The organism is Pseudoalteromonas ruthenica (assembly GCF_008808095.1).
GTDB lineage: Bacteria > Pseudomonadota > Gammaproteobacteria > Enterobacterales > Alteromonadaceae > Pseudoalteromonas > Pseudoalteromonas ruthenica.
The window spans coordinates 34,241-59,263 of sequence record NZ_CP023396.1 but is presented as its reverse complement, the minus strand read 5'-3'; the positions used below and the strand labels follow the sequence as shown (position 1 = coordinate 59,263).

Annotated in this window: 21 protein-coding genes, 2 tRNA genes and 3 rRNA genes; 13 read left to right on the top strand and 13 right to left on the bottom strand. The window is 48.2% G+C overall.

Annotated features, from left to right (window positions below):
- The 5 genes from PRUTH_RS00295 to cyaY are packed head-to-tail and all read right to left on the bottom strand — an operon-like array spanning window position 1 to window position 4,693.
- Window positions 1-1,839: a uroporphyrinogen-III synthase gene (locus tag PRUTH_RS00295; protein ID WP_151172258.1), complete on the bottom strand. Its 1,839-nt coding sequence runs from the start codon at window positions 1,837-1,839 to the stop codon at window positions 1-3.
- Between the two features lie 15 nt (window positions 1,840-1,854).
- The gene (gene hemC / locus PRUTH_RS00290) at window positions 1,855-2,796 is read right to left on the bottom strand and encodes a hydroxymethylbilane synthase (protein ID WP_022943585.1); all 942 of its coding nucleotides are present in this window, start codon (window positions 2,794-2,796) and stop codon (window positions 1,855-1,857) included.
- An 18-nt stretch (window positions 2,797-2,814) separates the two neighbouring features.
- Complete coding sequence (locus tag PRUTH_RS00285; RefSeq protein ID WP_151172257.1) at window positions 2,815-3,690, bottom strand: DUF2914 domain-containing protein; 876 nt, start codon at window positions 3,688-3,690, stop codon at window positions 2,815-2,817.
- 22 nt (window positions 3,691-3,712) lie between these two features.
- Window positions 3,713-4,372 (bottom strand): alpha/beta hydrolase, encoded by a 660-nt coding sequence (locus PRUTH_RS00280; protein ID WP_257220970.1) that lies wholly within the window; start codon window positions 4,370-4,372, stop codon window positions 3,713-3,715.
- Complete coding sequence (gene cyaY, locus PRUTH_RS00275; RefSeq protein WP_026110922.1) at window positions 4,373-4,693, bottom strand: iron donor protein CyaY; 321 nt, start codon at window positions 4,691-4,693, stop codon at window positions 4,373-4,375.
- Between the two features lie 146 nt (window positions 4,694-4,839).
- Between cyaY and lptM the strand changes: the two genes are divergently transcribed.
- From lptM to PRUTH_RS00225, 10 genes are all read left to right on the top strand, one after another.
- Window positions 4,840-5,025, top strand: coding sequence for an LPS translocon maturation chaperone LptM (gene lptM, locus PRUTH_RS00270; RefSeq protein WP_022943589.1), 186 nt, complete (start codon window positions 4,840-4,842; stop codon window positions 5,023-5,025).
- 66 nt (window positions 5,026-5,091) lie between these two features.
- Window positions 5,092-5,922, top strand: a complete 831-nt coding sequence (gene dapF / locus PRUTH_RS00265) for a diaminopimelate epimerase (protein ID WP_022943590.1) — start codon at window positions 5,092-5,094, stop codon at window positions 5,920-5,922.
- A complete protein-coding gene (locus tag PRUTH_RS00260; RefSeq protein WP_151172256.1) occupies window positions 5,919-6,530 on the top strand; it encodes a DUF484 family protein in 612 nt (203 codons plus the stop codon). The genes dapF and PRUTH_RS00260 overlap by 4 nt, the downstream gene beginning before the upstream one ends.
- Window positions 6,527-7,459, top strand: coding sequence for a tyrosine recombinase XerC (gene xerC, locus PRUTH_RS00255; protein WP_138589264.1), 933 nt, complete (start codon window positions 6,527-6,529; stop codon window positions 7,457-7,459). The genes PRUTH_RS00260 and xerC overlap by 4 nt, the downstream gene beginning before the upstream one ends.
- Window positions 7,460-7,461: 2 nt before the next feature.
- Window positions 7,462-8,154: an HAD-IA family hydrolase gene (locus PRUTH_RS00250; RefSeq protein WP_151172255.1), complete on the top strand. Its 693-nt coding sequence runs from the start codon at window positions 7,462-7,464 to the stop codon at window positions 8,152-8,154.
- Window positions 8,132-8,569: a GNAT family N-acetyltransferase gene (locus PRUTH_RS00245; RefSeq protein WP_151172254.1), complete on the top strand. Its 438-nt coding sequence runs from the start codon at window positions 8,132-8,134 to the stop codon at window positions 8,567-8,569. The genes PRUTH_RS00250 and PRUTH_RS00245 overlap by 23 nt, the downstream gene beginning before the upstream one ends.
- A gap of 142 nt (window positions 8,570-8,711) precedes the next feature.
- Window positions 8,712-10,877, top strand: a complete 2,166-nt coding sequence (gene uvrD, locus PRUTH_RS00240; protein WP_022943594.1) for a DNA helicase II — start codon at window positions 8,712-8,714, stop codon at window positions 10,875-10,877.
- Window positions 10,855-12,918: a tRNA(Met) cytidine acetyltransferase TmcA domain-containing protein gene (locus PRUTH_RS00235; RefSeq protein WP_170268864.1), complete on the top strand. Its 2,064-nt coding sequence runs from the start codon at window positions 10,855-10,857 to the stop codon at window positions 12,916-12,918. The genes uvrD and PRUTH_RS00235 overlap by 23 nt, the downstream gene beginning before the upstream one ends.
- Before the next feature lie 8 nt (window positions 12,919-12,926).
- A complete protein-coding gene (locus PRUTH_RS00230) occupies window positions 12,927-14,009 on the top strand; it encodes an ABC transporter substrate-binding protein (RefSeq protein WP_052698214.1) in 1,083 nt (360 codons plus the stop codon).
- A gap of 73 nt (window positions 14,010-14,082) precedes the next feature.
- Window positions 14,083-14,916, top strand: a complete 834-nt coding sequence (locus PRUTH_RS00225; RefSeq protein WP_151172252.1) for a chemotaxis protein — start codon at window positions 14,083-14,085, stop codon at window positions 14,914-14,916.
- A gap of 393 nt (window positions 14,917-15,309) precedes the next feature.
- Here PRUTH_RS00225 and rrf read toward each other — a convergent pair.
- The 5 genes from rrf to PRUTH_RS00200 form a co-directional block, all read right to left on the bottom strand.
- Window positions 15,310-15,424, bottom strand: a 5S ribosomal RNA gene (rrf, locus tag PRUTH_RS00220).
- Between the two features lie 115 nt (window positions 15,425-15,539).
- A 23S ribosomal RNA gene (locus tag PRUTH_RS00215) occupies window positions 15,540-18,424 on the bottom strand.
- 263 nt (window positions 18,425-18,687) lie between these two features.
- A tRNA-Ala gene (locus tag PRUTH_RS00210) sits at window positions 18,688-18,763 on the bottom strand.
- 53 nt (window positions 18,764-18,816) lie between these two features.
- A tRNA-Ile gene (locus PRUTH_RS00205) sits at window positions 18,817-18,893 on the bottom strand.
- Between the two features lie 79 nt (window positions 18,894-18,972).
- Window positions 18,973-20,507: ribosomal RNA gene (locus tag PRUTH_RS00200) — 16S ribosomal RNA — on the bottom strand.
- Together the 16S, 23S and 5S rRNA genes with 2 tRNA genes alongside form the textbook arrangement of a ribosomal RNA operon.
- Window positions 20,508-21,137: 630 nt before the next feature.
- On the opposite strand from PRUTH_RS00200, the gene PRUTH_RS00195 reads away from it, so the two are divergent.
- Entirely contained in the window at window positions 21,138-21,686 is a 549-nt protein-coding gene (locus tag PRUTH_RS00195) for a gamma carbonic anhydrase family protein (protein WP_151172251.1), read from the top strand.
- Here the strand turns inward: PRUTH_RS00195 and PRUTH_RS00190 are convergent.
- Together PRUTH_RS00190 and aroE are read right to left on the bottom strand one after the other, a co-directional pair.
- Entirely contained in the window at window positions 21,658-21,906 is a 249-nt protein-coding gene (locus tag PRUTH_RS00190; RefSeq protein WP_151172250.1) for a DUF1488 family protein, read from the bottom strand. The two genes, PRUTH_RS00195 and PRUTH_RS00190, sit on opposite strands and share 29 nt — an antisense overlap.
- Window positions 21,903-22,727 carry a shikimate dehydrogenase gene (aroE, locus tag PRUTH_RS00185; RefSeq protein ID WP_151172249.1) on the bottom strand — a complete coding sequence of 275 codons (825 nt, stop codon included), beginning with the start codon at window positions 22,725-22,727 and terminating at the stop codon, window positions 21,903-21,905. The genes PRUTH_RS00190 and aroE overlap by 4 nt, the downstream gene beginning before the upstream one ends.
- 26 nt (window positions 22,728-22,753) lie before the next feature.
- Here aroE and PRUTH_RS00180 point away from each other — a divergent pair, with 26 nt between their 5' ends.
- On the top strand, window positions 22,754-23,212 hold the full coding sequence (locus PRUTH_RS00180; protein ID WP_151172248.1) for a group II truncated hemoglobin: 459 nt from the start codon (window positions 22,754-22,756) through the stop codon (window positions 23,210-23,212).
- A 73-nt stretch (window positions 23,213-23,285) separates the two neighbouring features.
- Here the strand turns inward: PRUTH_RS00180 and PRUTH_RS00175 are convergent, their stop codons facing one another.
- A complete protein-coding gene (locus tag PRUTH_RS00175; protein ID WP_138588055.1) occupies window positions 23,286-23,984 on the bottom strand; it encodes an NUDIX hydrolase in 699 nt (232 codons plus the stop codon).
- Between the two features lie 181 nt (window positions 23,985-24,165).
- On the opposite strand from PRUTH_RS00175, the gene prs reads away from it, so the two are divergent.
- On the top strand, window positions 24,166-25,020 hold the full coding sequence (gene prs / locus PRUTH_RS00170) for a ribose-phosphate diphosphokinase (RefSeq protein WP_151172247.1): 855 nt from the start codon (window positions 24,166-24,168) through the stop codon (window positions 25,018-25,020).
- The last annotated feature ends 3 nt before the right edge of the window (window positions 25,021-25,023 follow it).

The following is a 25,023-nucleotide window of genomic DNA, read 5'->3' as shown; positions in this document are numbered from 1 at the left end:
TTAAGACTCCCCCACAACCTGGACAGAGCTGAGCGTAATTGGCTGCTGAGGAACCAAGGTTTTTAATTGTAGCTGTTTAAGCTGACCCAAAAACTGGCTGGTCTGCGGTTGTTGCAGGTTAAAGTAACGCGTGACAATCTCGGCGGCACTTTGCAGAGCTTGTGTATACAACTTGGGATGTTTATGGCTAGCGGCAAAGCCTGCCTGATCGAGATAAAAGTGAAGTCGCTGTTTAATAAGTCGCTGCTGCTGGTTATCTAATAATGGCTCAATAGCGGCCTCGCGCTTGCGCACTTTTATAAAATCATCCACCAGCTTATCCCAGGTTGCAGCTAAATTGCGTCGCCAATCAGATACATTGTCCGACAATGCCTGTGATTGCTCGCCATTGTTTTCGGTAGGCGCCAATTCAACCATATTAAATTGTAACTTATCGACCTGACCACCAAGGCCGTGAAGTCGAAGCACCACCGCTTCAACATCGGCCACTTCGATGCTGGCCAGCTGCTGTAAATCAGTGTGAATAGCGCGCCTTAATTGGGCATTGCCAGGATAACTTGCCAGTAATGCATCGAGTCGCTTCAGCGTTGCTGCAGCGCCTGCGTAGTTTGCTTCCGACCAAAGTTGAAAATCAGCCATGGCGACCAAGCGCTTCACTTCGTTGATGTCTAACGGCGGTTGCTCCTGATTGTTCAAGCCATCAATGGCTTGCTCTATTTGCCCAGCTACGGCACGTTGATTAGCACTTAGCTCGCCATTAACCCTATCACTAAACTGTCGTTGCCATTGCTGAGCACTATGTTGCTGTTGTTGCAGAGCGTTGGCCAATGCTTCGAGGCGTTGGTTGAGCGCTTGATTATCGCTTTGTAGCTGCTCTAAATGCTGTTGTAGTTGGTTCTGTTCTTGGTCTTGCGCCTGCTGTTGTAACCAATATTGATATCCAGTTACCCCAGCCGCAGCCAATGCCACCAGCAACGCTAGAACGGCTGTTTTACTTATTTTTTGTGTCATTGGTTTACTCTGTGATGGTACTGCTTTAGGTTGTGTTGCGCTTGGCGCAGGCTCACTCTTTGGTGTGTTTTTTGGTTGTTCGCTCATGTTTCCTTCCTGCTCGGCACCAATACATGCGGCAATGGCCTCGTTGTCGACATCGGCTGCAACCTTAATTTGCTCGCCTTTCACCCCAAGCTTCACTAGGTGCGCCTTAGTGCGCTCACTTACAATATAAAATTGCCTTGATTTAAGCCACTGTAACAGGCTTTCATCTTGGCAAGCAAAAATAGCATCTGCACCACTGTTACTGGTGATTACCAACGCCTCAACACCCTGCTGCTGCCACTGCTGTAACCATGCCTTGCTGCTACCCTTGACAGCTTTGCGCTCGTAAGTCACCAGTGAGTTAACAAAAGCACCTCGGTCTTTCAGCGTTTTGGCAATCAAAGTGCGCCCACCTCGGCCTTTGATTAACACGACTGTTTTGCCTTCAACCTTCTGCAGCTCGGGTAATCTCAATAACCCTTCAGAGTCATGCTGTTTTTTTGGCACCTTGGCATTACATGAGAATTGCTGTTCAAGGGCTTGAGCGGTCGTGGGTCCAACCGCAAAGCAAGCCAAATTGGCGGGTAAGGCATCGCGCTGTTGATACAATCCTTGCACAGCATCTTGCGACACAAAAATAGCGATATCAGCCTCATCGAGGGTAGCCAGCTGATTTGCGTCGACTGAGAGATAGTCAATCTGCAGCACAGGTGTGGTACTGACGCGATGACCTGCAGCAATCAACAGCTCAGCGAGTGCTTCTCCTTTGCCTTGAGGGCGGGTGACCACAATATGCGCCATAGTAATAAATCCGTATTATTTTAGTTCGCCATATACTTCGGCAAGAATACTTCCCGCCCCTTGCGCTAACAGGTCATCCGCTAGCGAAATACCAAGCTGCTCAGCTTCAGAAGCGGGACCGGAGATCTCAGCTCGTAAAATTTGCTGACCATCCACCGAACCCACTAAACCACGTAAATAAACGTGATCTTCGTTGAGCTCGGCATAGGCTCCTATTGGTACCTGGCAGCCTCCCTGAAGTCGACGATTCATCGCTCGCTCGGCATCAACTCGAATCCGGGTTTCGCGATGCTCCAGCGGTGCTAGCAATGCCTTAATCGCCGTATCATCACTGCGACACTCGATACCCACAGCCCCTTGGCCATTGGCAGGGAGTGATTGCTCAGCACTGATATAACTGCGAATACGCTCGGGCATGTGCAACCGTATTAAACCGGCCGCAGCAAGAATAATGGCGTCATATTGACCATCATCTAGTTTAGCCAAGCGGGTGTTCACATTACCTCGTAAATCACGCACCTCTAAATCTGGGCGCTGCTCTTTAAGTTGGCACTGCCGGCGTAGGCTGGACGTGCCGACGATAGCACCTGCAGGCAAGCTATCAATGTTATCAAACGTATTCGAAACAAAGGCGTCACGAGGGTCTTCACGCTCACAGATGGTGTGTAACTCGAGACCCTTGGGAAACTCTACCGGGACATCTTTCATTGAATGCACAGCGATATCAGCGCGACCATCCAGCATCGCTTGCTCAAGCTCTTTAACAAACAAGCCTTTTCCACCCACTTTTGCCAGTGGCGTATCAAGAATAATGTCACCCTTGGTGGTCATGGTGACGAGCTCTACGGTAATACCCCTGTGATGACGCTCTAGTTGCGCTTTTACAAACTCAGCTTGCCATAGCGCTAACGCGCTTTTGCGAGTAGCAATACGCACTCGCGCGGTCGAATTGGTCATGAAATTCCTACTTCGAATTTATCGTGAGCCAACCAAGCGAAATGCTCGGGTAGCCAATAGTTTATTATTTTCGTCTCTCAGCTCTACTCGCCATGTGCCGAGCTGGCTTGGCATGATGTTCTTGGACGAGAAGGTACGGTAACGAGTGGTATGAACACCGAGCTCAACGTTGGCCATAGTTTGGTCATTAAAGTACCACACATGCTTTACTTTTTGTCCTTGTAAACCATGTAATTCGGTGAAGAAAAACAGCTGTTGCTGGAAGTCACTGGTTTTTACTTCTTGGCCAAGAGAGTTAATCGGTTCACGGTCTTGCACAGCGGTTGTGAGCACCGCTCGGCTTACCTTGTCGGTGTCAATTTTGGTGCCTTGAGACAAGCTTGCTACTTTAGCCTCAGTATTAAACTCACTCTCGGGCGCAGGCGCATCCACTGTCGTGTCATTCGCCTGTGCCTCAGTTGAGGACACGGAAGTGGAGCTCTCAACAGTGCTCGTTTCACTGGTACTCACTTGTGCCACCAGCATTTGCTCAGACTCCACCATGGCGCTCTTTGAGTCAGCCTCTACTTCATCTTCTTTGTGGGGCTGGCTCGATTGCACTGTTGCCTGCGCAGCTGACGCGACGGGTGCTGCTTTTGCAACCGTGACCTCTTGCGCACTTTCATTGGGCGCTTCAGCCTGACTCTGTATACCATCGGAGGACGCCGTATTCACCTCGCCCTGCTCGGCGTTGGCAGGCGTAAATGCTAGGTACCAAATCGCAGCCACAGAACACAAACCAAGCGTTGCAGCACCAACGATGCGGCGCCAATGCCATTGATATTGCACTTCCTTGCGCTCAATACGTTGAGTCCTGTTATTCATATTCGCTGTGATCACGATTTTTTGTCCCATTACCGTTGTTCCTGAATCATTATTAACTTAGTCGCTCAAGCAGCCATTGTCGAATAGCGTGCAGCTCGGCATCACAGACTTGGTGGGCCATAGCGTAAGATTGCCAAGATACGTTCATGCCTTCATTTTGCAGGTAAGTATAGGCTTGTTTACCTGCTTCTAAAGGCACCACATTGTCAAAATCGCCATGAGCCATGAAAATATTAAGATCGCGATGGCGGGCCTCATCCGTTAAGCGCTCAGGCTCAGACATATAGGTTGATAGCGCCATAACACCGGCCAGCTTATGATGGTAACGCGGCGCTAAGTGTAAGGCGATAACTCCCCCTTGAGAGAAGCCAGCTAAAATAATTTTATCCGCAGAGATCCCGGCCGCTATCTGCTCGTCTATTAATGCACTGATACTTTGCGCCGATTGTTGCACACCTTGGGCATCTGCACGTTTATCTAGATCAAGAGATTTGATGTCGTACCAAGCCCGCATCTCCATACCACCATTGATGGTCACCGCTTGCACCGGGGCGTGTGGGAAGAGGAACTTGACCCCGAGCTCGGCTGGTAGGTTTAAGTGTGCAGCAACAGGTGCAAACCCTTCACCAGAATCGCCTAAACCGTGAAGCCAGATAACTGTACATTTGTGCTCTGGCGCATCAAACACACTCACGCCGTCAAAGCTACTCACTTAATCATGCTCCCAGCGGATTTCAACACCCGCTTGTTTACTCGCCGCATCACACATAAACTGCCAAAATTCCGCACCAGAGCGGTTATCAATCCAAGTATCGCCGCGTAGTTCAAAATGGTGTCCGTTAAACTTAGTAGCGACCCAAACTTGATGTAATGGCGCTTGTTTATTAATGACGATTTTGCTGCGATCAGCAAAGATAATTTCTAATATGCCAGCTGCAGACTCATAATCTAAATCCGCATCAATATCGTCTATCTGCTCTTCTATTGTTAGCATCAAGGCATCGGCTAACTGATGGTATTCGGTATCGGTCATGGTGGTTTCGCTCATTGTGGCTGCGCTCCTATATGCTCGCAGTAACGTTCGATGGGAAATAATTCAACAGCAACGACTACATTTTTTGTATTTTCTGTTACTCTGCGATTATAAAACGAGTCATATTAATTATCTATCGAATCGCTATGTACAAAAGTCATCGTTTGCTTCGTATCCTTGCAGCCTCCAGCTTAACGCTTCTCAGTGCGTGTGGTCAAAGCGGCGCGCTCTATTTGCCACAACAAGAACAAGTAGATAACCAACAAGCAGAAACACCGCTAAATGCCAAGGAAACCGCAAACGATAACGCAGAGCCGTCGCCACAGCAGTAAAAGCAATGGCCTTGGCGCAACTTTGTAGGCATAGTAACAGCATAGAGTGAGCGATTATAAAGCGTTATGTTAGTTAACTTTTCAAAGATGCATGGTTTGGGTAATGACTTTATGGTCGTGGACAATGTTACCCAAAATATTTTTCTCTCCCGAGACCAGATCAAGCGCTTGGCGGATCGCCATTTTGGCGTTGGCTTTGACCAGCTGCTGATGGTGGAAGCACCTTATTCACCGGATTTAGACTTTCATTACCGCATCTTTAACGCCGATGGCAACGAGGTTGAACAATGCGGTAACGGCGCACGTTGTTTTGCTCGCTTCGTACGTATGAAGGGACTCACTAATCGTCATAAAATCACCGTTTCTACTAAAGGCGGCAATATGACGCTGTATATTGAAAAAGACGGGCAAGTGACGGTCAATATGGGGCAGCCAATATTAGAGCCCAAAGATATACCGCTGCAAGCCAATAAGCGTGAGCTAACGTATATTCTTCGCCACCAAGAACATACATTATTTATGGGCGCCGCATCGATGGGTAATCCACACTGTGTGATCGAGGTTGAAGACATTACTGCCGCCGAGGTGCACACCCTAGGTCCAGCTGTTGAGCAGCATGAACGCTTTCCAAAGCGTGCCAATGTCGGTTTTATGCAGATTATTGACGAGTCTCATATTAAACTCAGAGTGTGGGAGCGTGGCGCAGGTGAAACCTTAGCCTGTGGCAGCGGTGCATGTGCAGCCGCCGTTGTCGGCCAGTTGCAAAGCAAGCTTGGGCGCAACGTCAAGGTCGACCTACCAGGCGGAGCTTTGCAAATACGGTGGCAAGGTGAAGGTCATCCAGTCAAGATGACGGGTCCCGCAGAGCATGTTTTTGACGGACAAATAGCCTTATGAGCGAATTAACTACACAGCAAGTCAGTGAATACCTACAACAGAACCCAGACTTCTTTTTAGAAAATCCGGGCGTGTTTGCTTGTATGAACTTTGGCTCTCAGCATGAGAGCGTCGCTTCCTTACAACTGCGCCAGCAGCAGCTATTGAGAGAACAAAACCTTGCTCTTCAAGAACAATTACAACAACTTGTAAGTCAAGCGAAGCAAAATGAACAGGTTTACCAAGTATTCAGTGCCTGTCATCGCCAGCTTATGAGTGACTGTGAATTTGTCGAGCTTGCCAGTAGCCTAGAGCAACTTATTTGCGAGCAACTGCAGCTTAACGAGTGCAAGTTGGTTCAGTACAATGACGCTCTGCAACCGCTAATAAATAGCCGTTTACACGCACAAGGCCATTATCTAGGACGTCTCTCGGAGCAAGAGCAGGCATTGATCTTTAATCATACCTGCAAGAGCGCGGCATTGTACTTAATTGGTGAGCCGGATGCGCCCTTAGCATTGCTCGCGTTTGCCAGCGAAGATGAACTGCATTTTGAGCCCGCGCAGGACAGCTTTTTTATCTTCGAGTTTGTGAAAGCATTACAAGAGCGTCTTGCTACCATTTCATGAGCGAGTCGCAGGCGCTAACATTTTCGACCATGGCTGACACTTGGGCCACACCTGTCCAGTCGTACAGTGATTATCTTCGTTTTGAAAAACAATATTCGCCACTCACCTTAGAACAATATCAACGACAACTTCTTGAAGTGGCGCGGTATTATCATGAAGAGCGTGATGGCTGGCTGACTTTAAGCGCGGATGATATTCGCCGGTTCGCCATGTCATTGCGAGCACGAGGCCTAAGTGCACGTACCGTCAGTTTAAAATTAAGTTGTCTGCGGGCTTTTTTTCGCTATTTGAAGCTTTACCACCAGCACCACGACAACCCGGCGCAGTACGTAAAAGGGCCAAAATTCGATAAGCCCCTGCCTCGTAACTTAGATGTAGACCAGATGCATCAGTTGTTGGATATTGATGATGATGACCCGCTTGCGGTTCGTGATAAAGCCATGATGGAGCTGATGTATTCCAGTGGTTTGCGGATCAGCGAACTGGTGAGCTTAAATGTAACCGATATAGACGTGCGTGGCGGAGAAGTTCGGGTCCTAGGTAAAGGCCGTAAAGAGCGTATTGTTCCTGTGGGCCGCCAAGCCATTAGCGCATTAAACTCGTGGCTAAAAATACGCCCAGCGCTGATCGGCCAAGACTCTGATGCGCTATTTTTATCACAGCGCAAGTTGCGCATTTCTGCTCGTCACGTACGTGAGCGCATGCGTGAATGGGGTGTCAAACAAGGGATTAGTGCCCAGGTACATCCACACAAACTACGCCACTCTTTTGCTTCGCATGTACTTGAGTCCAGTGGTGATTTGCGCGCGGTGCAAGAGTTGCTTGGACACAGCAGCTTGTCCGCCACTCAGGTTTATACCCATTTGGACTTTCAACACCTTGCCAAGGTGTATGATAATACCCACCCTAGAGCCAAAAAACAGAAGTAACTATGATTCGATTCAATCGCGCCTTAGAGCAAGCCAAAGTGCTCAGTTTTGATTTGGATGACACGCTGTATAACAATCATCCGGTTATTAAGGCTGCACTGCAGGCGCAACATGATTACTTACAAACATTGCCGCAATGGCGCGAGCAAGAAGCTGATTTTTGGCAATACTGTCGCGAGCAGGCGTTAATGCAGCAGCCAGCATTAGCGCATGATGTTACCGCCCTACGTAAGCAGGCACTTACTCACGCCATGAAGCACATGGGCGTTGACAACAGCCATGCTGAACATGCCTATCGGGCGTTTGCCGAGGCCCGCAGTAACATTGTTGTTGCCGACAGTGTGCTGGCATTACTGGACACTTTGCGCCAACGCTTTCGCCTGATAGCCATCACCAACGGCAATGTCGATGTCACCCGCTTTAACCTTCATGGCCAGTTTGATGCCGTATTTATGGCCGGCCCAGACGGTCGTGCTAAACCTTATAGCGACCTTTACCACAAAGCAGCGCAGGCAATGGCAGTCATACCGCAGCAAATAATCCATATCGGCGATAGCTTAGACACCGATGTACAAGGCGCTAATAATGCTGGTTGCAAGAGTGTATGGCTCAATAACCAAGCGACTAGTTACCACTACAAGGGGCTAGCGGATATGGAGATTAGCGATATCCATGAGCTTGAGATTCTCACTTAAACCCGTTAGTTTGTCCGAGTGTTTAACAGCTCAGCGTCGTATTCCAGAGCTTGCCACTGGGGCCAGCCTAGCTCGCTATGAGCGAAAGATCGCAGCAGCCCCCTTTCTTGCCTTGGTGGCCTATCAACAACATCATATTATCGGTTTTAAACTGGGCTTTGCGTTGTCACCACAATGTTTTTATAGCTGGCTTGGCGGTGTGGTGCCCAGTTATCGCTCTCAAGGGGTAGCCAGGGCGCTGCTGCAATATCAAGAGCGCTGGGCCAAAGCCCATGGCTATCAAGAAATTCAAGTTAAGAGCATGCTGTGCTTTAGCGCTATGCGTGCCATGTTGGCGAAATATCAGTACCTACAACTCACTGCTAACAGCCAAATTGATGCCGATACTAAGATTGTATTTAGCAAGCCGCTATAAAGCCATCAAGTGCCAGTGTCGGGCCTGCAACACCATAGCGAATGATAAAGAGACAGCGCACTGGTTATAAAAACAGTATTCTATTTAGCCAAGCTGGAACTCTTGTTATACTGGTGGCAATTATGACAGGTGGAACGCGGCGATGGATGTATCTGAATTACTTGATGGCTTAAACGACAAGCAACGCGAGGCGGTAGCAGCGCCGTTGCAAAATATGCTGGTATTAGCAGGAGCTGGCTCGGGCAAAACCCGGGTCTTGGTGCACCGCATCGCTTGGCTTACTCAAGTTGAAGGAGCCTCGCCTTTTAGCATCTTCGCCGTAACCTTTACCAACAAAGCCGCAAAAGAGATGCGTGCTCGTGTCGAGCAGACCATTCAAGGCTCCGTTGGCGGCATGTGGGTAGGCACATTCCACGGCTTGGCACACCGTATTTTGCGCGCCCATCACCGCGAAGCCAAGCTACCTGAGTCTTTTCAAATTCTTGATAGCGATGATCAACAGCGAATGATCCGCCGCTTACTCAAGGCCATGAATATTGATGAGAAGAAGTGGCCAGCCAAACACCTTGCGTGGTATATCAGCGCCAAAAAAGATGAGGGCCTGCGCCCGGGTGACATTCAAGCCTATGATGTCAACGAGCAGCTATTGCTGCGCGTCTATTCAGCTTACCAAGAGGCTTGCGATCGCGCCGGACTGGTCGATTTTGCAGAAATACTGTTGCGCTGCTACGAGGTACTGCAGCAAAACCCCACTCTGCTGCGCCATTATCAACAGCGCTTTGCGCATATTCTGGTGGACGAGTTTCAAGATACCAATACCATTCAATACCGCTGGCTTGCACTGATCGCAGGCGACACCAACAGCATGATGATTGTCGGTGATGATGATCAAAGTATCTATGGCTGGCGTGGTGCCCGTATCGAGAATATCAAACGCTTCTTGGACGACTTCGACGCCGATACCATTCGTCTTGAACAAAATTACCGCTCGACTGCCACCATTTTGAAAGCGGCGAACTCTCTGATTGAGAATAACGCAGAACGCATGGGTAAAAATTTGTGGACCGACGGCAATCAAGGCGAGCCTATTTCCATCTATGCTGCTTTTAACGAGCTAGATGAAGCGCGCTTTATTGTTGGCAAAATAAAAACCTGGATGGATGCAGGCAATGCGCTAACCGATACCGCAATTCTTTACCGTAACAATGCACAATCTCGAGTCTTAGAGGAAGCCTTGTTACAAGAGGGGTTAAAGTACCGTATTTATGGCGGCATGCGCTTCTTCGAGCGCCAAGAAATCAAAGATGCATTATGTTATTTGCGCCTGGTCAGTAACCGTCAAGATGATGCCGCCTTTGAGCGTGTGATCAACACCCCAACTCGAGGCATTGGCGATAAGACGCTCAGTCATATTCGTGACTGTGCCCGAGCCGAGTCGCTGCCGTTATGGTATGCCGCCAAGGCTATCTTAGAGCAGAAACATTTGTCTGGTCGCGCCGCCACGGCAGTTAATCGCTTTATTGAGTTGGTTGAGGGGGTGGAGCAGCGTATTGCTGAGTTGACCCTCGCAGAGCAGGCAAAATACACCATAGAGAATACCGGTTTGATGGCCATGTATCAGGCCGAAAAAGGCGAAAAAGGCCGTGCTCGCGTGGAAAACTTAGAAGAGCTTATTAACGCTTGCGAGCAGTATGAATTACCCGTTGATGAAGAGTTTTCCTCACCACTGCAAGGCTTTTTAGCCTATACCTCTTTAGAGGCCGGAGAGGGTCAAGCCGAAGAGCACGAAGACGCAGTGCAAATGATGACTCTGCACTCTGCCAAAGGCTTAGAGTTTCCACTGGTATTTATGGTCGGTGTAGAGGAAGGCATGTTCCCATCACAACAAAGCCAAGAGGAAAGTGGTCGCTTAGAAGAAGAGCGCCGTCTATGTTATGTGGGCATGACCCGAGCCATGGATAAACTTTATATTACCCACGCTGAAAGCCGGCGCTTATATGGCCAAGAAAAGTATCACAGCCCATCACGGTTCCTACGAGAAATGCCGGAAGACTGTGTAGAGGAGATCCGCGTTAAAACAAAAATCTCAGCGCCACAACAAGCTAACCGCTTTAGCCCTTCATTGACTCAAGCAGCGTTTGCCGACAGTGGCTTTAGCCTCGGCCAGCGAGTTATCCATGCTAAGTTTGGTGAGGGCACCGTGCTTAACTACGAAGGGGCTGGCCCGCAATCACGGGTACAAGTAAACTTCGACGATGTTGGTAGCAAATGGTTGGTCACCGCTTATGCGCGCTTACAAGCAATCTGAGCTAGCCTCGTTACTGAGTGGCTTAACCCAGCGGCGTTGGCGGCAACTGTTGCTGCTGCGGGGTGAGCCGTCATGGTGCACACAGCAACTGCAATATTTGCAACAGGATACCGACAGCGACTGGCTCACTTTAAGTAAATCTAACCACTGTGTTGATAACCAATGGCCGGAGCATCTGCATCAAATTCTTGGACAAGAGCATAGCTTTGTTGCCTACGATTGCTACAGCGGCTTTTATGCCGATAAGGTAGCCGCAGCCGCTGGCACTGTTAAAGCCGGGGGCCTGATGGTCGTTATGCTGCCAGAAAATACCCACGATTTTGTCGACCCTGGTATCAATAAAATTCTGCCTTATGGCCACCCTCAACCCGAGAGCTGCTTGTTTTGGCGCTGGTTTGAGCAACAATTAGTCTACTGTAAGCCACTTAGCCTCTGTCAATCAGCGCAAACTCACCAAGCACTTACTTATCAATCGCTAGCTGCTAAGCCCCCGAGTTCTCAGGACTACAGCGAACAAGAGCAAGCTATAGCGATGATCATCAAAACAGCCACAGGGCGTGCCAATCGGCCTTTGGTGCTCAGCGCTGATCGGGGTCGTGGGAAATCAGCTGCACTTGGCATAAGTGCCGCAAAACTGCCTGACAAAGATATCATCCTCTGCGCCATTCAGCGCCGCTCCCTCGACAGCGCTTTTAAGCACTTAGCAGAGCAGACACAACTCGATGCAGACAACGGCAATCAACTGGCTAACGTACGATTTATGCCGCCGGATAAATTAATCAGTGAGCAACCACAGTGTGACGTGTTGTTTGTTGATGAAGCGGCCACCATACCCATTCCGATACTAAAGCAACTCTTAACGCTTTATCCTCGGGTTGTATTTGCCAGTACTATGGCCGGCTATGAAGGCAGCGGTCGCGGCTATACATTGCGATTTTTGGACTTCTTGCAAAAAGCCTATAAGAATCACCGCACCTTCAATATGGTTACCCCCATACGTTTTGCTAACGGCGATCCACTAGAGCAAAGCATCAACCGACTGCTGTTACTGGATATGCGCACACCCATGCCCGCACAAAGGGTGGACCACAGCGAGGTGGAGCTGCTTAAAGTGCCAGCCCATAGCTTGCTGACTGATGCCGCCTTACTTGAGCAATGCTTTTCCTTATTGGTACTCGCTCACTACCAGACGTCCGCCAACGATTTGCGGCAACTGCTTGATGCACCATCACAACACCTTTATATCTGCCGGGATGGCGCCAAGATTATTGGCGTGGCCCTTGTCAGCATGGAGGGGGAGTTAGATCAGGATATATCAAGCTCAATCGCCATCGGCCAGCGCCGTCCTCAAGGCCATCTATTAGCGCAAAGTATGATTAATATGTCCGGCGACGCAGAGCTCGGACAATTAAGTTATGCACGCATAGTGCGCATCGCCATTGTGCCCGAGCTGCACCATCAAGGGTTGGGTCATTTATTGTTGTCCTTTATTGAGGGGGACTTACGGCAGTCGCAGGTAGCGGTTATTGGTACTAGCTTTGGCGCGCATGCAGCGCTACTCTCGTTTTGGCAATCAGCCAACTATCGCACTATCAAACTAGGTAGTAAACGCGACCATGTCAGTGGCGAACACAGTGCATTGATGGTTAAAAGTCTCAACCCCCTAGGTGCTTCGAGTGTTGCGACTCTGAGTCAGAGCTGGTGCCAAGATATGCCACTGCTGCTAAGCCACTGCTTTAATGACATAGCACCAAAGTTAACATTACAGCTGTTAAAAGAAGCGCCAACAAGGCCACTCACCGAAGCGGACAGGCTTTGTCTAACTCGCTTTGTGAATAATGAGATACCATTGAACCTATGCTACGGAGCCCTGTACCGCGCAATCGCAGGTAATTGGTCATTGCTGTTCAACGTGGACGATGAAGCCCAAGCGCTTATCTTGTATACCTTAGGTATAAATAAGCGGGTGGTTGATTTGCAGCAAAGCAAAAAGCAGACTAATAAGGTATTAATAGCTTTAGCTTCACTAATACTAACCTAAGGATCAGCATGCTCAGTGCTCTACTGCTTTCGCTCACCCTTGACGTTGCAATGCCCGTGGCGACGAAGCAAAAGCAATCTCTGAGTTTGGGCATGTCATGTGCACTCACCGGCCCCGCACAAGAAGTTGGTAAGGCACTTAAGATTGGCGCCCAACTCTACTTTGATAATCATAATAGACACAGTGATACCATCATCAATCTGACGGTCTTGGATGATGGTTATGAGCCAATTAATACTGTGGCCAATACCCATGAGTTCATCACACAAAGAAAGGTCGATGCCCTGTTTGGCTATATGGGGACACCGACTACTGCAGCCATCGTCGATTTAATTTCCAAACACCAAGTTCCGCTATTATTTCCCTACTCTGGAGCAGCTTTTCTGCGCAATCTAGAAACATCCAACGTTATTAATCTGCGTACTAGCTACGACGATGAAGCTATGGCTCATGCCCAGTACTTTAAAGATCGAGGTGTAAAAAGTGTGGGGATAGTTATTCAGGCTGATGAGTTTGGTCTCGAAGCAGGGTCTAGCACCCTAAAAGCACTAGCCAGCAAAGGGTTAGCTGTTAAACAAACGGCACGATTTCGGCGCAATACACAAGATTTAGCCATCGCGCTAAAGAAGCTTTTGCCTCTGCGTCTTGATGCCATCGTATTGATAGGAACCTACGTTCCGGTTGCTGAGTTTATAAATACCGCAGCAGAACAAGGGCAGGAACCTTGGTTCGCGGCAATGTCATTTACTTCCGAAAGTGCATTACGGCCTCACCTTAAGCAAAGCTCTCGAGCTATAGTCACAGAGGTAGTGGCAGACCCTAACACGTGTCAGCAACCCCTATGTGAAGCCTTTCGGCGGGATTTCTCCGCCGCAGGCATGAGTAAGGCCAATCGCTTACATTTTGAAGGTTACTTAAATGCTTATGCGATGACACTGATTGCTGAATTCTGCCAGCAAAGGCAAGCCCCTATGTCATCCTGCATTGCTCAAAATGGCGCACTCATCAGCTCTCAAGATCCGCAGCTTGCAACACTCTTCAAGCTTTCAAAGCCCGTTGGTGAGAATAGTTACATCGTTCCACTTAATTAACTGTATTTGCTGGTTAAAAAGTCTATCTAGACTAAGCTTTAGAATAACGATTGCGGGCAACTCTTAGACTTTTATGGACTTTGTTAATTTTCGTATTGGCGCTAAAACCATCTCTTTAAAGATCCTTGATATCTTACTCACTGAGCGTTACGACGATAACCTCACCAGCCTTCCTAATGAGCACAAAGCGTTTCTCGGGGTTAAAGACTATATGGATATACCAACACCGGTATTCGATTTAGGTATTATGCTCAATGGTGTCTCCACGAAGCAGAGTAATGCAAACTTGGCGCATAAGTTGGACCAGTTTATTACATTAAATAAAACGTGGTTTACGGCGCTGGAGAACGCCGTAGAAAATACCCAAGCCATGACCAACGAGTACGACGATGATATTCGTCAGTTTGTGCGCTGGTACCAAAATATGCACGCCCACGACAGTGACCTAAAAGATATTCTACAGCGCTTAAGTGACAGCCATCAGCGTCTATTAGAGCAAGCTAAATTGGTGCGCACTGCCACACAAGAACAAGGGCGTGAAATATTGAGCTATGAAAAGCATCACAGCTTTGCTCACCTCAATCGCTTATTAGAAACCGCCAAAGATCAGATCTTATACAACTATAAGCCTATCATCGTTTTTACCACTAAAGATGGTCTAAACCCCTATATTGGTTTGCTTATAGACAGAGTGGAAGACAGCATCAGTGTCGAGCAAGATGATATTAAGTCACTAAGTGAATTAACGTCGGTTGGGTTCAATATAGATAATGAAACCAAACATATGATGGCCGGATTAATAAAGCTCGGCGATAGTCACTCAGTGATCATAGAGCCCAGTGCTATTTTTAGGCCTGAACACCTTTCTCACAGTCCAGAAGAAACGCCCGCGTATGGATTATTCTGACCAGTAAAGGTTTATCCCGGCTAGGTTGCTGTGTTGTAGGTCGGGATTCATCCTGACTAGGTGTTGCAAGGCTGAAGCCTTGCCTACAGGTGTGGTGACAGGTGATGCTGTGTTGTGGGTCGGGGTTTTACCCTGACTGGGGTGCGGTGTTGTAGGTCAGGGTTTTACCCTGACTGGGGTGATGCAAGGCTGAAGCCTTGCCTACAAGTATGGTGATGAATGTTTAGCTGTGTTGTAGGTCAGGATTTATCCTGACTAAGGTGTTGCTCTGTTGTAGGTCAGGGTTTACCCTGACTTGATGTTGCAAGGCTGAAGCCTGGCCTACGGGAGGTTTCTTTTCTACAGGCATAAAAAAACCCGCTGCGCTGGTGCAACGGGTTTCTCTAATTAGGAGCCTGGTGATGACCTACTTTCACATGGGCGAACCCACACTATCATCGGCGCAGTTCCGTTTCACTTCTGAGTTCGGCATGGGGTCAGGTGGGTCCAGAACGCTATTATCACCAAGCATAAACTTGGCCTAACACGGCGTGTTAGTCATTTGGAAAGCCGTATAAGTAAATCTACTTTAGTCTCTTAACTTCTGTGCTTAAACAGTCACATACAAACCACTTTGGCGTTGTATGGTTAAGCCTCACGGGTAATTAGTACAGGTTAGCTTAACGCCTTGCAGCGCTTCCACATCCTGCCTATCAACGTTGTCGTCTTCAACGGCCCTTTAGTGGAGTCGAACTCCAAGTGAGAACTCATCTCGAGGCTCGCTTCCCGCTTAGATGCTTTCAGCGGTTATCGATTCCGAACGTAGCTACCGGGCAATGCCTTTGGCAAAACAACCCGAACACCAGCGGTTCGTCCACTCCGGTCCTCTCGTACTAGGAGCAGCCCCTCTCAATTCTCAAACGCCCACGGCAGATAGGGACCGAACTGTCTCACGACGTTCTAAACCCAGCTCGCGTACCACTTTAAATGGCGAACAGCCATACCCTTGGGACCGACTTCAGCCCCAGGATGTGATGAGCCGACATCGAGGTGCCAAACACCGCCGTCGATATGAACTCTTGGGCGGTATCAGCCTGTTATCCCCGGAGTACCTTTTATCCGTTGAGCGATGGCCCTTCCATTCAGAACCACCGGATCACTATGACCTACTTTCGTACCTGCTCGACGTGTCTGTCTCGCAGTTAAGCTGGCTTCTACCATTACACTAACCGTACGATGTCCGACCGTACTTAGCCAACCTTCGTGCTCCTCCGTTACTCTTTGGGAGGAGACCGCCCCAGTCAAACTACCCACCAGGCACTGTCCGCAACCCCGATTCAGGGGCCAACGTTAGAACATCAAACATACAAGGGTGGTATTTCAAGGATGGCTCCATGATTACTGGCGTAACCACTTCAAAGCCTCCCACCTATCCTACACATGTAGGCTCAATGTTCAGTGCCAAGCTGTAGTAAAGGTTCACGGGGTCTTTCCGTCTAGCCGCGGGTACACAGCATCTTCACTGCGATTTCAATTTCACTGAGTCTCGGGTGGAGACAGCGTGGCCATGGTTACACCATTCGTGCAGGTCGGAACTTACCCGACAAGGAATTTCGCTACCTTAGGACCGTTATAGTTACGGCCGCCGTTTACCGGGGCTTCGATCAAGAGCTTCGACAAAGTCTAACCCCATCAATTAACCTTCCGGCACCGGGCAGGTGTCACACCGTATACGTCATCTCACGATTTAGCACAGTGCTGTGTTTTTAATAAACAGTCCCAGCCACCTGGTCACTGCGACCCACTTCAGCTCCAGACGCAGGTCCTTCACCTAATGTGGGCGTACCTTCTCCCGAAGTTACGGTACTATTTTGCCTAGTTCCTTCACCCGAGTTCTCTCAAGCGCCTTAGTATTCTCTACCTGACCACCTGTGTCGGTTTAGGGTACGATTCGATATAGACTGAAGCTTAGAGGCTTTTCCTGGAAGTATGGCACCAACAGCTTCCACTCCGTAGAGTGTCGTCTCGACTCTCAGCCTTAAAGAATCCCGGATTTACCTAAGATTCAAGCCTACTGCCTTTCACACGGACAACCAACGCCGTGCCTGCCTAGCCTTCTCCGTCCCCCCATCGCATCTATACCAAGTACGGGAATATTAACCCGTTTCCCATCGACTACGCCTTTCGGCCTCGCCTTAGGGGTCGACTCACCCTACCCTGATTAACATGGGATAGGAACCCTTGGTCTTCCGGCGTGCGGGTTTTTCACCCGCATTATCGTTACTCATGTCAGCATTCGCACTTGTGATATGTCCAGCATGCCTCCCGGCACACCTTCAGCCACTTACACAACGCTCCCCTACCCCGCAACATAAAGTTGCAGCCGCAGCTTCGGTGGTATGTTTAGCCCCGTTACATCTTCCGCGCAGGCCGACTCGACTAGTGAGCTATTACGCTTTCTTTAAAGGGTGGCTGCTTCTAAGCCAACCTCCTAGCTGTTTTAGCCTTCCCACATCGTTTCCCACTTAACATACACTTTGGGACCTTAGCTGGCGGTCTGGGTTGTTTCCCTCTCCACGATGGACGTTAGCACCCACCGTGTGTCTCCCGGATAGTACTCATTGGTATTCGGAGTTTGCATGGGGTTGGTAAGTCGGGATGACCCCCTAGCCCAAACAGTGCTCTACCCCCAATGGTATTCGTCCGAGGCTCTACCTAAATAGATTTCGGGGAGAACCAGCTATCTCCCGGTTTGATTAGCCTTTCACTCCAAGCCACAGGTCATCCCCTAACTTTTCAACGTTAGTGGGTTCGGTCCTCCAATTGATGTTACTCAATCTTCAACCTGCCCATGGCTAGATCACCGGGTTTCGGGTCTATACCTTGCAACTCAACGCGCAGTTAACGCTCGCTTTCACTACGGCTACCCTATGCGGTTAACCTCGCTACAAAATATAAGTCGCTGACCCATTATACAAAAGGTACGCAGTCACCCTCGAAGGGCTCCTACTGCTTGTACGTACACGGTTTCAGGTTCTATTTCACTCCCCTCACAGGGGTTCTTTTCGCCTTTCCCTCACGGTACTGGTTCACTATCGGTCAGTTGGGAGTATTTAGCCTTGGAGGATGGTCCCCCCATATTCAGTCAAAGTTTCACGTGCTCCGACCTACTCGATTTCACTTATTAGACGTTGTCGTGTACGGGACTATCACCCTGTATCGTGGCACTTTCCAGAGCCTTCCACTAACATCAAATAAGCTTAAGGGCTGCTCCGATTTCGCTCGCCGCTACTTTCGGAATCTCGGTTGATTTCTTTTCCTACGGGTACTTAGATGTTTCAGTTCTCCGCGTTCGCCTCTTACACCTATGTATTCAGTGCAAGATACCTGCAAGCAGGTGGGTTTCCCCATTCGGAAATCCTGGCCTCAAGCGCTTTTTACTAGCTTGACCAGGCTTATCGCAAGTTAATACATCCTTCATCGCCTCCAACTGCCAAGGCATCCACCGTGTACGCTTAGTCACTTAACCATACAACCCAAAGTAGTTTGAGCTGTTTGGTGCGACTGTTTAACTTCGCCAGAAGTTATAGAATACTAAAGTAGACGCACAATTAATCTGTCGATTAACTGGCATTTTCTTTACTTATTGAGAACTCTAAATCACTTGCGTGATTCAAAGTTTTTATCAGCTTTCCAAATTGTTAAAGAGCAAGAGAATAACTTCTCAGAGTTAAAAACTCTCAGCATTACCGCTTAGGTAAGAGTGTTTATCTATGAGAAGGGGTAGTAAAGTGGTGGAGCTAAGCAGGATCGAACTGCTGACCTCCTGCGTGCAAGGCAGGCGCTCTCCCAGCTGAGCTATAGCCCCACATTACTAGGATACATGAGTTGTTTTTAACCGGTCTTTGCGTTGAGGCAAAGTGGTGGGCCTGAGTAGACTTGAACTACCGACCTCACGCTTATCAGGCGTGCGCTCTAACCAGCTGAGCTACAGACCCAAACAATCATGTTTGTTCTCTAATTTCTAATCAGCAATCATCTGTGTGGACACTGCGAACAAATCAGTTCTAAATCGTATAAGGAGGTGATCCAGCCCCAGGTTCCCCTAGGGCTACCTTGTTACGACTTCACCCCAGTCATGAATCACTCCGTGGTGATCGCCCTCCCGAAGGTTAGGCTAACCACTTCTGGAGCAACCCACTCCCATGGTGTGACGGGCGGTGTGTACAAGGCCCGGGAACGTATTCACCGCGACATTCTGATTCGCGATTACTAGCGATTCCGACTTCATGGAGTCGAGTTGCAGACTCCAATCCGGACTACGACGCACTTTAAGTGATTCGCTCACCCTCGCAGGCTCGCAGCACTCTGTATGCGCCATTGTAGCACGTGTGTAGCCCTACACGTAAGGGCCATGATGACTTGACGTCGTCCCCACCTTCCTCCGGTTTATCACCGGCAGTCTCCTTAGAGTTCCCGACCGAATCGCTGGCAACTAAGGATAGGGGTTGCGCTCGTTGCGGGACTTAACCCAACATCTCACAACACGAGCTGACGACAGCCATGCAGCACCTGTCTCAGAGTTCCCGAAGGCACCAATCTATCTCTAGAAAGTTCTCTGGATGTCAAGTGTAGGTAAGGTTCTTCGCGTTGCATCGAATTAAACCACATGCTCCACCGCTTGTGCGGGCCCCCGTCAATTCATTTGAGTTTTAACCTTGCGGCCGTACTCCCCAGGCGGTCTACTTAATGCGTTTGCTTTGGAAAACAGCTCCGAAAAGCCGAGCTCCTAGTAGACATCGTTTACGGCGTGGACTACCAGGGTATCTAATCCTGTTTGCTCCCCACACTTTCGTACATGAGCGTCAGTGTTGACCCAGGTGGCTGCCTTCGCCATCGGTATTCCTTCAGATCTCTACGCATTTCACCGCTACACCTGAAATTCTACCACCCTCTATCACACTCTAGCCTGCCAGTTCGAAATGCAGTTCCCAGGTTAAGCCCGGGGCTTTCACATCTCGCTTAACAAACCGCCTGCGTACGCTTTACGCCCAGTAATTCCGATTAACGCTCGCACCCTCCGTATTACCGCGGCTGCTGGCACGGAGTTAGCCGGTGCTTCTTCTGCAAGTAACGTCACAGCTAGCAGGTATTAACTACTAACCTTTCCTCCTTGCTGAAAGTGCTTTACAACCCGAAGGCCTTCTTCACACACGCGGCATGGCTGCATCAGGCTTGCGCCCATTGTGCAATATTCCCCACTGCTGCCTCCCGTAGGAGTCTGGGCCGTGTCTCAGTCCCAGTGTGGCTGATCATCCTCTCAAACCAGCTAGGGATCGTCGCCTTGGTGAGCCATTACCTCACCAACTAGCTAATCCCACTTGGGCCAATCTAAAGGCGAGAGCCGAAGCCCCCTTTGGTCCGTAGACATTATGCGGTATTAGCCGTCGTTTCCAACGGTTGTCCCCCACCTCAAGGCATGTTCCCAAGCATTACTCACCCGTCCGCCGCTCGACGCCAGAGGTGCAAGCACCTCTTCGTTTCCGCTCGACTTGCATGTGTTAGGCCTGCCGCCAGCGTTCAATCTGAGCCATGATCAAACTCTTCAATTAAAAGTTTTTTTGAATCCGAAGATTCAGCTCAATGAATACTGATTTTGATATCTGTCGATATCGAATTGACTGTGCTGCAATAAATTAAATTTATTGCCGTTGGTCACTCAGCTCAATTGAGACTCTAAATTTGTTTGCGTCATCTAGCGAACTAGATTCGGCTGTTAGAACTCAATCTGTACGAGTGCCCACACAGATGATTGCTTCATATTTTTAAAGAACGTTTCGAGTTGCTTTCGCGTCTCGAGGGCTGTGCATTCTACTCAACCCTGTTTTATTGTCAACACTTTATTTTAAGAAGTTTGCATTTTTCAATGCGCTGTTTAAAACTCAGTTTTACTTGACTCACCCAACTCGTTGAAGTGCTTGTTTGTAAGCAGTCCGCCGTGTCGGTGGATGCGCATTATAGGGAGATTCGATTTCCACGCAACCCCTTTTTTAAAGAAAACTGCAAAAAATGGATCGTTCGCTCAAATTCCGGCCTATATAAACACTTTTACTACGTTATTAACGCTATAATTACCTCATGTTCGGGAGAAAACCGATCTCCCGAACACATTTTCGCCAACTCTATTGTGCTCCGGCAGAGCTCTAGCTAAAGTGGAACAAGATCACTTTAAAGGGATAACTATGACTATACAAAGCTACAAAGGTAAAGCACCGAATATTGATAAGACAGCCTATGTTCATGAGTCAGCTGTGCTGGTTGGAGATATAGAGGTCGCCGAGAACGCAAGTATTTGGCCACTGGTAGCCGCTCGCGGCGATGTAAACTATATGCGCATTGGTAAACGCACTAATATTCAAGATGGTTCGGTATTGCACCTTACGCGCGCCAGCAAAGCGAAACCCGAAGGTTACCCTCTTATTATTGGCGACGATGTCACGGTAGGACACAAGGCCATGCTCCATGGCTGCAAGTTAGGAAACCGTATTCTCGTTGGTATGGGTGCCATTATCATGGACAACGTCACCGTCGAAGATGATGTGATTATCGCCGGTGGCGCGCTTGTTCCCCCGAATAAAACGCTGCAGTCTGGATACTTGTATGTTGGCAGCCCAGCAAAGCAAGCTCGACCACTGAGCGATGACGAACGTACATTTTTGAAAGTATCCGCAGATAATTATGTGCGCTTAAAAGACGAATATCTTAACGAAGTGGTGCCAGTGGTGGAATAACCACTTGGCCCTCGGCGGTAAACTCCTCATCTTCGATAAGTTGCTGCGCGACCTCTTCGTAGTCAAATCTTAATTGCGCAAAGTGTGTAAGCGCATCACTGCGTTCGATATTGTTCATATCTATAGTGCAGGGTATTAGCATGCCATTGGCCATAGCGTAAAAGGTGAGTACACCATTGATGTACTCTACACGGTCTACGAATTGGATAGCTTGATTCATTTTAACTGCCCCTCTCTTAAGGCACGAATGACTGGCTCACAGTCAGGCATAAAGCCACGCCACAAGGCAAATGCATGAGCGGCTTGAGCCACCAGCATACCGAGACCATCAGCACAAGAAACATAACTGTTTATGTCACCTGCCCAGCGCATAAAGCTGGTTGGCTGATCGGCATAGTACATATCATAAGCATACTGGCAGTGTTGCATTACCTTAGTATCAATATCTGGCACCTGACCGTGAACACTGGACGAAGTGGAGTTGATAACAATATCAAAAGGGCCTTCACTTACCTGCGCAAAGCCACAGCCATGAACCGCTACGTTGCTATCTATACGCTCTGCCAACTGCTGTGCTTTACTTGCGGTACGATTAGCGATCGTGAGTGAGCCAATACCACTTTCAATTAAGGGTAACACAGCCCCTTTCGCAGCCCCTCCCGCTCCGAGTAACAATACATGTCTATCGCGCAGCGGACCAAAGGTCCTTTGCAAGTCGCTGACCAAGCCAATGCCGTCGGTGTTGTCGCCCATTAACTTGCCTTGCGGAGTAAGCACTAAGGTATTAACCGCTGCCGCTAATTGCGCGCGTTCAGTTAATGTGTCAGCCAACGCAAAAGCACGCTCTTTAAAAGGTAAAGTGACATTGGCTCCCTTGCCACCGGCGGCGAAAAAGTCAGTCACCGACTGCTCAAAGTTTTCTAACGGTGCTAAAATGCGCTGGTAATCCACGTCTATCCCCTGTTGGCGAGCAAACGCTTGGTGAATAAGGGGAGATTTAGAGTGCTTAATAGGGTTACCAAAAACCGCGTATTTATCCATTATCTTTCCTAATAATTGAGCAGGCTATGAAGCAGTTACTTAAACGCATCCTCAAAAAAGATGCAAATTCATCAACCACCGCTGCCAAAACCGAGCACCCGACCGTGTCACAAACCCCTTATGATATGATTGGAGGTGAGCCAGGGGCCCGTTCTCTAGCTAATCGATTTTACGACATTATGGCTCAAGATGAATACGCAAAACCTTTATATGATATGCATCCCCAGCCATTAGATCGCATTCGTCAGGTGTTTTTTGAGTTTCTCTCTGGCTGGCTCGGTGGGCCTGATTTATTTGTAGAACAATACGGTCACCCGCGCCTAAGACAGCGCCATATGCCCTTTCCTATTGATAAAGACTTACGCGACCAGTGGATGCATTGTATGAACAAAGCGCTTGATCAAGAAATTGACAACCCAGTATTGCGAGAAAACCTGCGCCAATCATTGGCACAGCTTGCTAGTCATATGATAAACCAGCACTAAATATGTTATCTCTATTAGGTTAGGGACAATTTATCCGAAATTAAGCAGTCACCATAAAATAATCCCCAAAGGATTATGTACTAAGGTTGCGTTCAAAATTAACGATATCTACGCCTGGCTTAACTCGGTACAACTGAGCGAACCGGCCACCTGACCTAACTTTTTCATCCATTTTTTCCAACATATCAGTTGCTTCTATACGCCTGATAATGGTCTTGCGCTGTACAGTTTTGCCTAAAATAGTTTCGATAACAGACTTGAACTGCCCAACGGTAAAGTATTCTGGTAAGCAATATACTGGCACCATTGAATACAAAGCCTTTTGCTTCAACCTCTGCCTTGCCTGCTCTACAATATATTTATGATCAAAGGCCACAGGTAGATCCTGTAAATCCCTCACACTTGTCCATTTCACATCATCAACTGTGGCTACATGTGCTGATGCGTTTCCCTCTGCGACGAGCGCAAAGTAAACCAGGGTTACACTAAATCCTCGTGGATCGCGACTCACTCCCGAATAGGTATGCAATTGCTCCAAATATTGAGGGGTGATATTAGTCTTTTCTTTTAATTTACGTAATGCGGTCATATCCGCATCATGGTCGATATCTATGTCAATAAAGCCACCCGGTAACGCCCATTGACCGGTAAAAGGGTCGCTCGCTCGCTTGACTAACAAAACCTTTAAATCCGCATCTTTTACAGTGAACAACACACTATCAACTGTAAATAGAGGGTTTTTATATTTTCTAATATCGTAACTATCAGCCACTTTCCCATCCACACTAAGATCTTAGCGACAAAATATCTGGTAGCCCCAAAAATTTCAACTAGCAGAGTTAACCGCTCCACTATGCTAGTCGCACTTTAGCTCAAAAAATATCTTGCTTGATTTAGGTACGTTTGATAACCTTCTTTGTGTCGATGGGACACAAAGATTGAAAGGATGCCAAATGAAAGTACTTAGCTATGACTCAGCAGGTAATAAATCACAGCTCGATTATGATAACTTCAGCTTTTCAGGGGGTGAAGAACATATTCGATTCAGCCCAGCCTCTTTACTTCATACTGTAAAAATAGAAATTTTTGAACGGCTTAACGACTCATCAAAAGTGATCAGGCTGATGATGGCCGTTGATGCTTTAAGAAGAATAACAGCTGAGAGCACGACTATTGAGCTTGTGATCCCTTATTTTCCCTACGCTCGGCAAGATAGAGTGTGTGTAGAAGGTGAAGCATTGGGTGCCGCTGTTATGGCAAATATCATTAACAGCTTAAACTTTTCAAAGGTAACCATTTGGGATTCACACAGTGATGTCTCACCAGCTCTAATACATCGAGTAACCAATATCGAGCAGGTCGCGTTACTGGGACGGTGTGAAGAGTTAAACAAACGCTTATCTGTGGGTGAACTAACGCTAATCTCTCCTGATGCTGGTGCCAGCAAAAAGACACTTAAGATTTCCGAAAAATTTAATGGAGTGCCCGAAGTAATTCAAGCTCACAAAGTCAGAGATCTCAAAACGGGCGACATAGTAAAAACCGAAGTACTAGGCGATGTTAAAGATAAAAATGTACTGATCGCAGATGATATCTGTGATGGTGGGAGAACCTTTATTGAGTTAGCGAAAGTACTCAAGAATGAAGGGGCTTTAGAAGTGTCTTTGTTCATTACCCATGGAATTTTTTCCAAAGGACTCGATGTGTTTGAGGGGCTGATCAATCACATCTATACAACCGACTCTTTTAGACCCGCGAATGAGTTTAAAAGTAACAGCGATATAAATTTACAAATAATTGAGATGTAGGGA

What these genes read in the sequence shown, in the direction of transcription:
- PRUTH_RS00295 (WP_151172258.1), bottom strand. Translation starts at nt 1,839, where the DNA reads ATGGCGCATATTGTGGTCACCCGCCCTCAAGGCAAAGGAGAAGCACTC.
- hemC (WP_022943585.1), bottom strand. Translation starts at nt 2,796, where the DNA reads ATGACCAATTCGACCGCGCGAGTGCGTATTGCTACTCGCAAAAGCGCG.
- PRUTH_RS00285 (WP_151172257.1), bottom strand. Translation starts at nt 3,690, where the DNA reads ATGGGACAAAAAATCGTGATCACAGCGAATATGAATAACAGGACTCAA.
- cyaY (WP_026110922.1), bottom strand. Translation starts at nt 4,693, where the DNA reads ATGACCGATACCGAATACCATCAGTTAGCCGATGCCTTGATGCTAACA.
- lptM (WP_022943589.1), top strand. Translation starts at nt 4,840, where the DNA reads ATGTACAAAAGTCATCGTTTGCTTCGTATCCTTGCAGCCTCCAGCTTA.
- dapF (WP_022943590.1), top strand. Translation starts at nt 5,092, where the DNA reads ATGTTAGTTAACTTTTCAAAGATGCATGGTTTGGGTAATGACTTTATG.
- PRUTH_RS00260 (WP_151172256.1), top strand. Translation starts at nt 5,919, where the DNA reads ATGAGCGAATTAACTACACAGCAAGTCAGTGAATACCTACAACAGAAC.
- xerC (WP_138589264.1), top strand. Translation starts at nt 6,527, where the DNA reads ATGAGCGAGTCGCAGGCGCTAACATTTTCGACCATGGCTGACACTTGG.
- PRUTH_RS00250 (WP_151172255.1), top strand. Translation starts at nt 7,462, where the DNA reads ATGATTCGATTCAATCGCGCCTTAGAGCAAGCCAAAGTGCTCAGTTTT.
- PRUTH_RS00245 (WP_151172254.1), top strand. Translation starts at nt 8,132, where the DNA reads ATGAGCTTGAGATTCTCACTTAAACCCGTTAGTTTGTCCGAGTGTTTA.
- uvrD (WP_022943594.1), top strand. Translation starts at nt 8,712, where the DNA reads ATGGATGTATCTGAATTACTTGATGGCTTAAACGACAAGCAACGCGAG.
- PRUTH_RS00235 (WP_170268864.1), top strand. Translation starts at nt 10,855, where the DNA reads ATGCGCGCTTACAAGCAATCTGAGCTAGCCTCGTTACTGAGTGGCTTA.
- PRUTH_RS00230 (WP_052698214.1), top strand. Translation starts at nt 12,927, where the DNA reads ATGCTCAGTGCTCTACTGCTTTCGCTCACCCTTGACGTTGCAATGCCC.
- PRUTH_RS00225 (WP_151172252.1), top strand. Translation starts at nt 14,083, where the DNA reads ATGGACTTTGTTAATTTTCGTATTGGCGCTAAAACCATCTCTTTAAAG.
- PRUTH_RS00195 (WP_151172251.1), top strand. Translation starts at nt 21,138, where the DNA reads ATGACTATACAAAGCTACAAAGGTAAAGCACCGAATATTGATAAGACA.
- PRUTH_RS00190 (WP_151172250.1), bottom strand. Translation starts at nt 21,906, where the DNA reads ATGAATCAAGCTATCCAATTCGTAGACCGTGTAGAGTACATCAATGGT.
- aroE (WP_151172249.1), bottom strand. Translation starts at nt 22,727, where the DNA reads ATGGATAAATACGCGGTTTTTGGTAACCCTATTAAGCACTCTAAATCT.
- PRUTH_RS00180 (WP_151172248.1), top strand. Translation starts at nt 22,754, where the DNA reads ATGAAGCAGTTACTTAAACGCATCCTCAAAAAAGATGCAAATTCATCA.
- prs (WP_151172247.1), top strand. Translation starts at nt 24,166, where the DNA reads ATGAAAGTACTTAGCTATGACTCAGCAGGTAATAAATCACAGCTCGAT.